At 71.4% G+C, this 12477-nt stretch carries 12 protein-coding genes and 1 other RNA gene; 9 read left to right on the top strand and 4 right to left on the bottom strand.

From position 1 onward, the window contains the following. Nucleotides 1-744, top strand: a complete 744-nt coding sequence (locus H9L21_RS05445; protein ID WP_255467348.1) for a zinc ribbon domain-containing protein — start codon at nt 1-3, stop codon at nt 742-744. Beyond that, nucleotides 744-1916 carry a bifunctional RNase H/acid phosphatase gene (locus H9L21_RS05450; protein WP_154595358.1) on the top strand — a complete coding sequence of 391 codons (1173 nt, stop codon included), beginning with the start codon at nt 744-746 and terminating at the stop codon, nt 1914-1916. Before H9L21_RS05445 ends, H9L21_RS05450 begins: the two co-directional genes overlap by 1 nt. A gap of 131 nt (nt 1917-2047) precedes the next feature. Here the strand turns inward: H9L21_RS05450 and H9L21_RS05455 are convergent, their stop codons facing one another. Then, nucleotides 2048-2791 (bottom strand): YaaA family protein, encoded by a 744-nt coding sequence (locus H9L21_RS05455; protein ID WP_187411822.1) that lies wholly within the window; start codon nt 2789-2791, stop codon nt 2048-2050. A gap of 15 nt (nt 2792-2806) precedes the next feature. Beyond that, nucleotides 2807-3367, bottom strand: coding sequence for a TMEM165/GDT1 family protein (locus H9L21_RS05460; RefSeq protein WP_154595357.1), 561 nt, complete (start codon nt 3365-3367; stop codon nt 2807-2809). A gap of 234 nt (nt 3368-3601) precedes the next feature. Between H9L21_RS05460 and rnpB the strand changes: the two genes are divergently transcribed. Next, nucleotides 3602-3980: RNase P RNA component class A (rnpB, locus tag H9L21_RS05465), an RNA gene on the top strand. Here rnpB and H9L21_RS05470 read toward each other — a convergent pair. Further along, entirely contained in the window at nt 3974-4417 is a 444-nt protein-coding gene (locus H9L21_RS05470; RefSeq protein ID WP_154595356.1) for a hypothetical protein, read from the bottom strand. The genes rnpB and H9L21_RS05470 overlap by 7 nt on opposite strands. A gap of 46 nt (nt 4418-4463) precedes the next feature. On the opposite strand from H9L21_RS05470, the gene H9L21_RS05475 reads away from it, so the two are divergent. The 3 genes from H9L21_RS05475 to H9L21_RS05485 all read left to right on the top strand — a co-directional run bounded on the left by H9L21_RS05475 (nt 4464) and on the right by H9L21_RS05485 (nt 7726). Then, nucleotides 4464-4919: a hypothetical protein gene (locus H9L21_RS05475; protein ID WP_154595355.1), complete on the top strand. Its 456-nt coding sequence runs from the start codon at nt 4464-4466 to the stop codon at nt 4917-4919. 139 nt (nt 4920-5058) lie between these two features. Continuing rightward, a complete protein-coding gene (locus H9L21_RS05480; protein WP_154595354.1) occupies nt 5059-5955 on the top strand; it encodes a hypothetical protein in 897 nt (298 codons plus the stop codon). Continuing rightward, nucleotides 5948-7726, top strand: coding sequence for a GMC family oxidoreductase N-terminal domain-containing protein (locus H9L21_RS05485; RefSeq protein WP_154595353.1), 1779 nt, complete (start codon nt 5948-5950; stop codon nt 7724-7726). Before H9L21_RS05480 ends, H9L21_RS05485 begins: the two co-directional genes overlap by 8 nt. A 432-nt stretch (nt 7727-8158) precedes the next feature. Here H9L21_RS05485 and H9L21_RS05490 read toward each other — a convergent pair whose 3' ends face one another. Next, nucleotides 8159-9814 carry a nuclease-related domain-containing DEAD/DEAH box helicase gene (locus H9L21_RS05490; protein WP_154595352.1) on the bottom strand — a complete coding sequence of 552 codons (1656 nt, stop codon included), beginning with the start codon at nt 9812-9814 and terminating at the stop codon, nt 8159-8161. An 83-nt stretch (nt 9815-9897) separates the two neighbouring features. Between H9L21_RS05490 and H9L21_RS05495 the strand changes: the two genes are divergently transcribed. The 3 genes from H9L21_RS05495 to H9L21_RS05505 are packed head-to-tail and all read left to right on the top strand — an operon-like array spanning nt 9898 to nt 12470. Next, nucleotides 9898-10737: an aldo/keto reductase gene (locus tag H9L21_RS05495; protein WP_154595351.1), complete on the top strand. Its 840-nt coding sequence runs from the start codon at nt 9898-9900 to the stop codon at nt 10735-10737. Nucleotides 10738-10779: 42 nt separating this feature from the next. Beyond that, nucleotides 10780-10974, top strand: coding sequence for a hypothetical protein (locus H9L21_RS05500; RefSeq protein WP_154595350.1), 195 nt, complete (start codon nt 10780-10782; stop codon nt 10972-10974). Next, nucleotides 10971-12470, top strand: coding sequence for a hypothetical protein (locus H9L21_RS05505; protein WP_154595349.1), 1500 nt, complete (start codon nt 10971-10973; stop codon nt 12468-12470). The genes H9L21_RS05500 and H9L21_RS05505 overlap by 4 nt, the downstream gene beginning before the upstream one ends. The last annotated feature ends 7 nt before the right edge of the window (nt 12471-12477 follow it).

A 12477-nucleotide genomic window follows, 5' to 3' on the forward strand; every position in this document is an offset into this window, starting at 1 on the left:
GTGAAGGCTGAACCGGTCGCCCAGCAGGCACTGTTGGACCTGCAGGGGAAGGACTCGGCGCTGGCGCAGTTGACCCACCGTCGCAAGTCCCTGCCCGAGCACGCCGAGATCGCCGCGGCCGACGGCCGGATCCGCGAGCTCGACGCCCGCCGCATCGAGGTCCAGACCCGCGTGTCGGACCTTGCTCGCGCCGCGGCGAAGGCCGATACCGAGGTCGAGCTGGTCAAGACCCGTCGCACGCGCGACGAGGACCGGCTCTCGTCCGGCGCCATCACGAACCCCAAGGACCTGTCCAGCCTCCAGAGCGAGCTCGAGGCCCTCGCGCGGCGCATCGCCACGCTCGAGGACGAGGAACTCGAGGTCATGGAGCAGCTCGAGGCCGCCCAGGCCGAGTTGGCCGAGGCCGAGGCCGCGCTCGCACAGGAGAACGCCGCCCGTGAGGTCCTCGTTGCCGCGCGCGACGAGAAGGTCGCCACGTTCGACGCCGAGGCCGCTCAGCTCGTCGCGGCGCGCAAGCTCGTGCTGCCGCGGGTGCCCGCCGACCTGCTGGCGCTCTACGAGAAGGTCGCGGGGAGCCACAGCGGGCTGGGTGCGGCCGAGCTGCGCGCGCGCCGCTGCACCGGCTGCCACATCGAGATCAATGGGGCCGATCTGCGCGAGCTCGCCGCCGAGCCCGCCGACACGGTCCTGCGGTGCCCGGAGTGCAGCCGCATCCTGGTGCGCACGCCCGAGTCCGGCGTCTGATGGGCTGGACCGCCGAGGCTGACGGAGGATCTCGCGGCAACCCCGGTCCTGCCTCGTACGGCGCCGCGCTGTTGCGCGACGGCGTGCTGGTGGCCGACCGCGGCGAGACGATCGGGCGTGCCACGAACAACGTCGCCGAGTACCGCGGCCTGATCGCCGCCCTCGAGTTGGCCCGTGAGCATGCCCCGGGCGAGCCGCTCGAGATGCGCATGGACTCCAAGCTGGTCATCGAGCAGATGGCCGGTCGCTGGAAGATCAAGCACCCGGACATGAAGCCGCTGGCGATGCGGGCCCAGGAGATCGTGCGCGATCTCGGGCCGGTCACCTGGACCTGGGTGCCGCGCGCCCAGAACGCCCGGGCCGACGCCTTGGCCAATGCCGCGCTCGACGCCGAGAAGGCCGGCCGCCCAGGTCTGGTCTCCTCGTTCGTCTCGACCGGTCCGGTGCAGCTGGCCGACGAGCCGCCGGAGCCGCCGTCCCTGTTCACCGAGCCGCGCGCCGACGCGCCGGTGCAGGCGCAGGGCAAGAACCCCCTGCTGGGCTGGCGTGGCTCGATGCACGGCGACCCGACCACCGTCATCCTGCTGCGGCACGGCGTGACGGCCCACACCCAGCGCAAGCTGTTCAGCGGCTCGGGCGGCGAGGACCCGCCCCTGGTGGACGAGGGGGTCCAGCAGGCGCGTCGTGCCGCCGACTGGATCGCCGACCACGGGGGCGCCGACGCGATCGTCGCCTCGCCTCTGCTGCGCACGCGTCAGACGGCGGCCGCGGTCGCCGAGCGGCTGCGGCTGCCCGTCGGGATCGAGGAGGGCTTCGCCGAGGCCGGCTTCGGCGAGTGGGACGGCTCCTCGTTCGCCGAGATCATGAAGCGCTGGCCCGCCGAGCTCGACGCGTGGCTGTCGTCGACGGCCGTCCCGCCGCCCGGTGGCGAGTCGTTCGACGCCGTGGCCCGACGCGTCGAGGCCGCCCGCGACCGGCTGCTGCAGACCCACGGGGGTCGCACGGTGGTCGTGGTCAGCCACGTGACGCCGATCAAGTTGATGGTGCGGCTGGCGCTCGGGGCCGACATGAACGTCATCCACCGCATGGAGCTGTCGCCGGCCTCAATCACGACGATCGCGTGGTGGCCCGACGGGACGCCGAGCCTGCGGAACTTCTCCGTCGCTCCCTGAACTCGAGAGCTCGCCCCGCCCCGCCCCACCCCACTTTTGGAACTGGATCCACCTCAACCGGAACGTTTGACGTGGATCCGATTCCAAAAGTGGGGGGTGGGCGCGGCGGACGAGGAGTCGGGTCGCGCGCCTCAGCGCAGGACGACGTCCAGGCGGGCCGGTCCCGAGGACTCCACCGACCAGCCGAGATCGCGCAGGGCGTCGGCGAGCGAGCCCGCGTCCTTCGCCTCGACGCCCTCGGCGAGCAGTTGGCGCACGATGCGCCCCTTCGTGGCCTTGTTGCTGTGGCTGACGATCGACCGCTTGCCGTTCGCCTCGGTCAGCACGCGCATCGTCACCGAGCCGGCGGGCGCCTGGCCGAGCGCGACGTACGTGCCCGACCGCAGGTCCAGCACCAGGTCGCCGTCGGCGAGGTCGACCAGGGCAGCGGGCAGGACCGGCTTCCAGCGTGAGGCGACGGTCCCGAGGCGGGGCAGGCTCACCGATCCGCTCATCCGGTAGGCCGGAATGAGGTCGTGCGGGCGCACGAGACCGAACAACGCCGACGCGACGGCCACGCTGGCCCGGCCGCGCTCCCGGGCGGTCTCGTCGAGGTCCGCCCAGCCCAGCTCGCCGTAGAGGACACCGGTGTAGACCTCGATGGCCGGGGCGGTCGGCTCCTCGCGCAGCCGCGCGTTGCGGACGATGTCGTCGGCCTGCTGGGGCCCCAAGCCGAGGATCTCGGCGGCACGCTTGGTCGAGCTGAGCCGCACGAGGGCGTTCAGCAACTGCTCGCGGGTGCGTGTCAGCCGGGGCGACGAGAGCGAGGCGAGATCCAGCGGAGGACCGGTCTGCGGCCGGGTCTTGCCTTCGGACGGGGGGAGGACGATCAGCACGTCGGAGACCCTATGTCAGCCCACGAGCATCCAGATGCCGAGGGCCGCGAACAGCAGCGCGGCAACGGCGTGCACGGCGCGCACCGGCAGGACCTTGAGGATCTGCTTGCCCAGCACGACGGCCAGGGTGATCGAGACGAGCATGCCGAGCGTGCTGCCGACCCAGACCCAGACCCACGAGTACTGCGTCGCGAGGGTCATCGTCGCGAACATCGTCTTGTCGCCCAACTCGGCCAGGGCGAACGCCAGCCCCACGGTGACCAGGGCCCGACCACTGTGCGGGACGACGTCGGGCTCGTCCTCGTGCTCATCGCCGAACAGCGACCAGGCGGTGATCGCCGCGAAGACGAGGAAGACCACGCCGGCCACGACCTGCAGCACCTGTTCGGGGATGAAGTTGCCCAGCGCCTCACCCGCCAGCGCCGAGGCCAGGTTGATGATCGCGCAGGCGATGCCCATGCCGAGCACGACCGTGCGGGCGCGGTAGCGCGTCGCGAAGGTCATCGCCATGAGCTGGCTCTTGTCGCCGAGCTCGGCGACGAACACCAGTGCTGCCGCGATGAAGACGGCTTCCATCAGAAAAGCTCCTCGTCCACCCGGACGAGGAGCCATGTTCGCGACGAGCCTCGACCGGGCTCGTGTACACGAATCCGGTCGAAAGTCTCGTCCGCCAGATTTCTCTGGCCCGCTGTACCGGAGGCCGAGGCCTCAGTGTGTCGACACAGCGATTGGGGACTACTCCCTTTCGATGACTCCAGCGTACCGGGCCGGGGGGCACGGCGGTGTCTCGGCATAGGATGGGGACGCGAATGAGTCGGCCGGGCGGTCGCGGCGTCTTCGGGCGTCGAGGAAAGTCCGGACTCCACAGAGCACGGTGGTGGTTAACAACCACCCACGGCGACGTGCGGGACAGTGCCACAGAGAACAGACCGCCAGCGGCCACCTCCGGGTGGTGCGGGTAAGGGTGAAACGGTGAGGTAAGAGCTCACCAGCACGGCGGGTGACCGTCGTGGCTAGGTAAACCCCACCGGGAGCAAGACCAAGTTGGCCCCTCGCGGGGCCGTGCCACAGGGCTGCTCGTCCGACGTGGCAGGTAGGTCGCACCGAGGTGTCCAGCAATGGGCATCCCAGATGGATGGCCGTCCCTGCTCCGGCAGGACAGAATCCGGCTTATAGGCCGACTCATTCGCACCCTCGGTTTCCCGGGCCCGGGCACGTACATCGCTCGCGCGAACGGTCCTTGGCGCTGTCCTCGTTGACGCACAGCACGACGGCGCGGCGCTCGAGCCCCTTGGCGCCGAGCACGTGACCGTAGAAGACGTCGTCCTCGTCGAAGAACGTCGACCAGTAGCCCGCCTGGTCGTGGTAGTCGGTGCGCTCGACCTGCACCGGGGTGGCGTCGACCGGTGGTGAGCAGGCAGACGTGCCGGGATTCCAGCCCTCGTCCAGCAGGGCGTCCACGGCATCATCGGCGGCGGCGAGGGCGTCGTCCGGCGAGGCGGCCACGAACCGGACGGCCGGCCCCTCGCCGCCACGGGAGTACATGCGCGACGGCGCGAGCGGCCCGAACGCCTCGTGGATCTGCTGCGTGTTGCGCAGGTTGTGGTCGTCGCTCCCAGAAGTCACTGTCGGTGCGATCGCCGTCCGGCGCGCCCCACTGGCGACCGAAGTCGTGGAGGGTGCCGACGAACGCCGGCCGCTCCTTGCGGTTCCACGACCGCACCTCGCGACCGAGGTGGGCGGCCAGTCCGAGCGAATAGCAGAGGACGGCTACCCGCTGAGGTTTGACGCCGCCGCGCCCCTTGCTCAGTTGCTTGGCCTGCTGCAGGGCGAGGACGGTCTTGCCGCTTCCGGCACCGCCGCGCACCTCGACGCGCGTCAGCAACCGCGTGACGCCGAGGATGGTCGCCTGCTCCTGCGTCAGCCGGTCGGCTGTCTCCGCGCGCTCGTCGGCCGCGGCGTTCACGTCGAACGAGGTGGGCAGGCGCCCGGTCAGGATCTCGGCGATGAGGTCCACGTCGTCCTGCGTCGGCACGAGCTTGCCGTGCTGGGCCCGCCGTGCGTTGTCGACGAGCCGCTCGAGGAGCCCCGCCTGCTGGGAGCGCGGGCCAACCTGGAGGCCGAGTGAACGCTGTTACGCCCGGGACCAGCACGTTGACGACGAACCCGACGAAACCGTTGATTTCCCGAAAAAAACCGTTGATTTCGTTGGCCCGCACTCGGTAGCGTCACCAGGAATGAGCCGTCGATCCGAGTAGGGGACCGCCGTGGAAGAACCGCTCTCGTCGCACGGGCTCGAACGAAGGCGCCTGCTGCTCGGCCTCGGCGCCGCCGTGGTGGCAGGCCTGGCGCCGTCGTCGCTCTGGCGGGTGGCGCCCGCCGACGCCGCGCTGCTCGCCGACCACGTCGCCCCGGGAGGGACGGGGCCGACGTACTGCATGAGCCGGCCGACCTACGACACGATGGCCGGGCTCGCCGCCTGGGTGCTGCCGGGTGACGACGCCTACTCCGCGACCCAGGGCGTCACCGATCCCCGCCCGGGAGCCGTGGCCGCCGGCGCACCGCAGTTCCTCACCATGGCCTTCAACCAGGTGCTGCTCGACCCCACGGCGATCACGCTGCTGCTCGACCGGCTCGCCGACCTCTTCCAGCTGGTCGAGCTGCCCGACGACGTCGCCGCCTGCGAGCGGATCGGCTCGGCGATCGAGCAGGAGGGCGCCGTCCCGCTGGCGCCGGTCATCGTGGCGCTGGTCAACGCCGTGGCCGTCTCGGTCCGCCCGTCGAGCGCAGCGGGCCCGCACGCGGCGCCGTTCGCCCGCCTCAGCTGGGCCGAGAAGGCCGAGACGTGGCGCCGACTCGAGCAGGACGTCCCCCGGCTGCTCAAGCCGCGGTACCCCGCCATGGAGGCGCCGGTCGTGGGTCGGCTCCTCGAGCTGAACGAGACGCTCGGCGGGATCATCGAGTACGCGTCCGGCGTGGCGCCGATGCTCGCCGGGTTCTTCGGTTACAGCGAGACGCTCGTGTACGACCGTGCCGCCCGGCGGCTGGTGGATCGACCGATCGGCTGGGACCTGTCGAACCACCTGCCCGGCCGCCTGTGGCCGGTCGACGGCTGGGACGAGTTCCAGGGCTACTACCAGGGGAGGTCGAGCGTCGATGCCTGACGTCATCGTGATCGGAGCGGGCGGTGGCGGGCCCGTCGTCGCCAAGGAGCTCGCCCAGCGCGGGCTCGACGTCCTGCTCCTCGAAGGGGGGAGCCGCAACGCGAACATCGAAGCCAAGTGGACACGCCTCGAGGACGACGCCAACAACCCGCTCTGGGGCTACCTCCGCTTCGGCGCTGACGACCGGGAGATGCCGTGGTGGCAGCGTGACCACCCGCAGAACTCCCAGGTCTTCCACGTGGCCGGCGTCGGCGGCACGACCGCGCACTACTTCGGCAACAGCCCGCGGACGCCACCGGGCGTCTTCGCCGGGTACGCCGGCCCCGACGCCGGCGCCTACGACACGGCGCACCGCTTCCCCTTCACCTACGAGGAGTTCCGGCCGTACCTGGAGTGGGTCGAGGACACCCTCCCGATCCTGACGGCGCCGATGGGTACGAAGGAGGAGATCTTCTTCCGGGGGTGCGAGCGGATCGGCCTACCGGTGCTCCGTCAGCGCGACACCACCCACGACTCCTACCGCCCGCAGGAGAACGCCATCCTGCAGCCCGAGGGCACCGCCGGCCGCACCACCGACCCGGCGCTGCTCACGTACCCCCAGGCCCAGGGCTGCACCATGTGCGGGGGCTGCCTGCAGGGCTGCAACCTGCCGAGGCAGGCACCGCGCAACCTCAAAGCCAAGCGCTCGACCGACAACAGCTACGTGCCCATGGCCCTGACCGCCGACCGGTGGGCGCCGGGCGGACGCGCCGTGACGCTGGTGAGCGACGCGTTCGTGACGAAGATCCACACGCGCACGACGTTGCTCGGCGCCCCGCAGGCCGTCGGCGTCACCTGGCGCGACACCAGGACCGGTGCGGTCACCCGGGTCGACGCCAAGGTCGTGGTCATGGCCGGCAGCGTCGTGGAGAACCCCCGGCTGTGGCTGAACAGCGGCCTGCCGAACCCGAACGGCTGGGTGGGCCGGGGCCTCACCGACCACGCCCTCGACTGGGTGACCGGGATCTTCGACGAGGACACCGACCAGGACAAGGGCCAGGACTCGGCGTGCCGGGCCGACTTCCCCGGCCGCGGGGCCATCGAGAACGTCGGCCTCGGTCCGGCGACCCAGGTGCTCAGCATGCTGCTGAGCGACAGCGGCGTCCGCGGCGCCTACGGCAACGGCCGTGGGGTCACGGGGCCGTGGGACGGGAAGACCGGCCGTCCCCTCGGGCTCGAGCTGAAGGACACCATGCGCGACAACAACAAGTTGTTGAACATGCTCATCCTCACCGACGACGACGTCGAGGCGAAGAACCGGGTGCTTCGCTCGCCGCTGCCGCCCGACCGCAACGGTCCGATGCCCAAGGCCCGCATGTACAAGCGGGTCCGCTCGGCCCGGACGCTGCGCAACCGCGAGTGGTTGGCGGCCAAGGCGGTGGAGATCATGCGGGCCGCCGGCGCCCGCAAGGTCATCCGCATCGACATGGCGCCGCTGATGCTGCACACGCAGTCGTCGATGCGGATGGGCCACCGCGCCTCCGACTCCGTGCTGAACGCCGACGGCGAGGCCCGGGCGGTGCGGAACCTGTTCATCGCCGACAACTCGGCGCTCCCCAACAGCGTCGGCGGCGTGAACCCGACGCTGACCACCCAGGCTCTCGCCACCCGCACGGCGGAGAAGATCTTCACCCGTCACTTCGGGGGCGACCCGTGGGTCAACGTGGAGGCCCCGCTGAGCTCGGCCGACGACCGGGTCACGCAGGCGGTGGTGGCCGCCGGGATCACCTGATTTCGAGCTGGGCCGCCAGCGCCGCCGGCTCGGTGACCGACTGGCGGCAGGCGAACGCCTCGCACACGTAGGCGCGGCCCCCGGCTCGCCCCACGCCAGCACGGTCCGCGGGCGGGACGCCTGCTGCACGACGCCGACCAGGTCGGGCCGCTCGCCGACCACGGCGACCTCGGTCACCGGCCCGACGAGGAGGTCGACGGCAGCCAGCAGGTGGGCGAACGCCGTGGCTAGGTAAACCCCACCGGGAGCAAGACCAAGTTGGCCCCTCGCGGGGCCGTGCCACAGGGCTGCTCGTCCGACGTGTGGCAGGTAGGTCGCACCGAGGTGTCCAGCAATGGGCATCCCAGATGGATGGCCGCCCCTGCTCCGGCAGGACAGAATCCGGCTTACAGGCCGACTCATTCGCGCCCCGGCCCAGCGCCGGGGCGCGCCTCACTCGATGCCCAGGCGCTTGGCCACCTCGAGGCCGCCCATGTCCCGGATCACCTTGGGATCGCCGACCACGATCAGCTCGTCCGTGGCGCGCGACATCCCCACATACAGCCGCTCCCGGGAGCGCTCCTGGACGCTCGACTCGTTGACGCACAGCACGACGGCACGCCGCTCGAGGCCCTTGCACCCCAGCACGTGCCCGTAGAAGACGTCGTCGTCGTCGAAGAACGTCTCCCAGTAGCCGCTCTGGTCGTGGAAATCGGTGCGCTCCACCTGGATGGGGTGGCGCCTTCCGGTGGTCAGCAGGCAGACGTTGCCCGCCTTCCACCCCTCGTCGAGGAGCGCGTCGATCGCGTCGTCGGCGACCGCCAGCGCGTCGCCCGCCTCGGCGGGCAGGAAGCGCACGCCCGGACCCTCGCCACCGCGGGCGTACATGCGCGAGGGGGCCAGGGGACCGAAGGTCTCGTGGATCTGGCGCGTGTTGCGCAGGTTGTGGTCGAGCACGAGGGGGACCAGGTGCACCGGCGGGCGGCCGAAGCGGGCGAAGATCCGCTGGTTCTCGTCGGAGTACACGAAGAGGCCGCTCTCGTTCTCGTCGCGCAGGGACTTCAGGACGGGCTGCCACCAGTCGTCGGCGAAGTCCTGGGCCTCGTCGACGATGACGGCGTCGTACTTCTTGCTCTGGGGAAGGTCGTCGGCCAGGTCCGACATGAGCGCGGGCAGCCGGCGCTCCCAGAAGTCGCTGTCCGTCCGGTCGCCGTCCGGGGCGCCCCACTGCCTGCCGAACTCGTGGAAAGTGCCCACGAACGCCGGCCGCTCCTTGCGGTTCCACGACTGGACCTCGCGCTTGAGGTACTCGGCCAGGCCCAGGGAGTAGCAGAGCATCGCCACGCGCTGGGGCCGCTGACCGCTGCGGCCCTTGGTCAGCTGCTTGGCCTGCTGCAGCGCCAGGACCGTCTTTCCGCTGCCGGCCCCGCCGCGCACCTCGACCCGGTGCAGCAGTCGGGTGACCCCGAGGATCGCGGACTGCTCCTGCGTGAGGCGGTCCGCGGCGGCGGCGCGCTCGTCGGAGTCGGCGTTGATGTCGTACCTCGTGGTGAGGCGCCCCGTCAGGATCTCGACGATCAGGTCCACCTCATCCGCCGTCGGCGGGAGCTTGCCGTGCTGCTGCCGGGCCGCGTTGTCGCGCAGGCGCGTCACGAGGTCGTGCTGGTCGTCCCGGTCGTGCAGCATCCAGCGGGGACACTCGGGCAGGTCGAACTCGTCATCGAAGGCGGAGTACGGGGTGACGACCGCGTGGCCCCAGGCGACGTGGTTGCGCCGGCTCCACCGCTCGTCGTGGCCCACGTAGTTCCGGATGGCGTACTTGGTGCCGCGCACCTGGTCGACGGGGTGGATGACCGTGGGACGTCCGTTGCGGCTGATGAGCCAGCGGTCGCCGTCGTGCCACACGCTCCCGCCCTTGACCTCGACGACCACGATCCCGACGTCCGGCATCAGCACGACCAGGTCGGCCTCGTGGTCCTTCGTCTCGTCCGTGAGTCGCAGGTTGGCGATCAGGACGTCATCGGGGCCGAGTCCGTCCCGCAGCCGCGTCCAGACCTCCTGCTCGGAGGCGGTCGTGAACTGTGGTGCGGACGGGATCAAGCGAGGCATGACGGCACGATGTCATGGCGCCGCGTCGCTGTCCGGAAGTTCCCGGGACGCGAGCCCGGCGACCCCCGGTTAGCGTGGGGCACATGACGGTTCCCACTCTCACCTTGAACAACGGCGTCCAGATCCCCCAGTTCGGCTACGGGACCTGGCAGGTGCCGCCGGAGACGGCGCAGGACCGCGTGGCCGAGGCGTTGGACATCGGCTACCGGCACATCGACACCGCTCAGATGTACGGCAACGAGGAGGGCGTCGGCGCGGCGATCGCGGCCTCCGGTCTGCCCCGTGACGAGGTCTTCGTCACGACGAAGCTGAACAACAACCGGCACGATCCCGAGCGCGTCGGCCCGGCGCTGGACGAGTCGCTGGAGAAGCTCGGTCTCGAGCGCGTCGACCTGTTCCTCATCCACTGGCCGCTGCCCATGATCGACATCGACTTCGTCGACACGTGGCGCGCCATGGAGGAGGCCTACGCGGCCGGCAAGGCCCGCGCGATCGGCGTCTCGAACTTCCAGCCGTCGCACCTGCGTCGCGTCGTCCAGGAGGCCACGGTCGTCCCCGCGGTCAACCAGATCGAGATTCACCCGTACTTCACCCAGGACGAGCTGCGCGCCGTGAACAGCGAGCTCGGCATCGCCACCGAGGCCTGGTCCCCGCTGGCCCAGGGCCAGGTGTTCGACGACGCGGCGCTGGAGGCGATCGCGCGCAGCACCGGCCGCAGCGTCTCGCAGGTCGTCCTGCGCTGGCACCTGCAGCGCGGCGACATCGTGTTCCCGAAGGCCTCGTCGGTCGAGCGGCTGAAGCAGAACTTCGACCTGTTCGACTTCGAGCTCTCCGACGCCGACATGGGCGCCATCTCGGCCTTGGACGCCGGCCGCCGGATCGGCGCGGACCCTGACGAGATGAGCTGGGTCCCCGAAGGCTGAGGTCCCAGCGCGCGCCGCGCCTCGATCGGGCACGATGTGCCCATGGCCTACTACTACTGCTTGAAGCACCATGCCGTCGAAGGCGATCACGGTTGCAAGGCCGCCGACCGCATGGGGCCGTACGAGACCGAGGACGAGGCGTCGCGCGCGCTGGAGATCGCCCGCGAGAAGACGAAGGCGTGGGACGAGGACCCGACGTGGAACGACGACGTGCCCGAGTCGGGCACGCCTGAGTGACGCTGCGCGACGACCTTCGGTCCCGGCCCTGGCTGATCGCCTGGATCCTCCTGGTGCTGCCGCTGGCGTGGTGGACCGTGCAGCTCGTCGCAGGTGGGTGGGTCCCGCACGGTGACACCGCGGTGGCTGCCGTGCGGGTCCACGACGTGTTCGGGTCGCACACCCCACTGCTCGGCATGCCCTCCACGAGCGGGCTGGCCGTGGAAGGCGTCCACGCCCACCACCCGGGGCCGCTGCAGTTCCAGCTGCTGGCGCCGCTGTACGCCCTGACCGGTCACGCGCCGTGGGCCCTCGTCGTGGGGTCGTTCGTCCTGATCGCGACCCTGCTGGCGCTGGCACTGGCCGCCGCGAACGCCGCCGGCGGCCGGCGCGGGGCGATCGCGGTCGCCGTCGCACAGGCGGTCGCGCTCCCGGTGGTGGGCGCGGGCCTCGTCACCCCGTGGAACCCGTGGGTCGCCATGGTCGCGTTCACGGCGGCCGTCGCGTCCGGTTGGGCGATCCTCGTCGGCCGCGGACGGTGGTGGCCCGTCTTCATCGTGACGCTCTCCCTGGCCGCGCAGTCCCACCTCGCCGTCGCGCCCGTGGCGGTCGTGCTGGGGGTGGTGGCACTGGTCGCCTCGGTCGTGCTGTGGCGTGCCGGCCTGCTGCAGATGAGCCGAGGCACCGTCATCCTGACCGCCGTCCTGGGTCTCGTCTGCTGGGTCGCCCCGCTCGCGGACGTCGCGACGCGTCGTCCGCACAACCTGGAGCTGTTGCTGCGGGTCGCCGGCGCCGGGGACGGCGCGCCCGTCCTCTCGGTCGTCGTGCTGGCGGGGGCCGGCGCGCTGTTGTGGTGGCTCCATCGGCATGGCGGGGGAGTGGCCTCGGGGAGGCCATCGGTCGTGGTCCCCTGGGTTGCCATCGTCACGGCCGTCCTGCTGCTGTCGGCGACCCGCGCCGGCGGTGGACGGGCCGGCTACATCGCCATCGGGCTGCCGGCCGTGCTGATCCTGCTGACGTGGCCCGTCGTGGGCTGGTGGAGCCGGTCCCGGCACGCCCGGGCAGCCGCCGGCGTCCTCGTCGCCGTGGTGGCCCTCGGTCTGCTGCTGGTCCCTCGACCGTTCGAGCGGCTCATCGGCGCGGACGCCGATCGTGCGGCGGTCGTGGTCGAGCGCGCCCGCCAGGTGGCGCGGGGGATCGACGGGCCGGTCGTGATCCGGTCGACCGGGAGTACCGCCTGGGCCGACATCGCTCCAGCGGTCTATGCCGCACTCGTAGCCGGCGGGCGCGAGGTCTACTTCGAGCCCCGGGTCGACGGGCAGCGCGAGGACGACTTCCGTCACCCGCGCCACCTGGACGCCCCTCACCGCACGCTGCTCGTCGACAGCTACGCGGATCGGCCCCAGCCGGCACCGGAGGGGGCCGTGGTCGAGCGGGTCGAACTGCCCGAGCGGCCGGAGGCTCCCGCGCCCGGCGGCGACCGTTACGTCGACCTGGTCCTGACCCCGGCGGGGTGAGGGCGGC

Origin of the sequence: Aeromicrobium senzhongii, assembly GCF_014334735.1 — a bacterium.
Lineage (GTDB): Bacteria > Actinomycetota > Actinomycetes > Propionibacteriales > Nocardioidaceae > Aeromicrobium > Aeromicrobium senzhongii.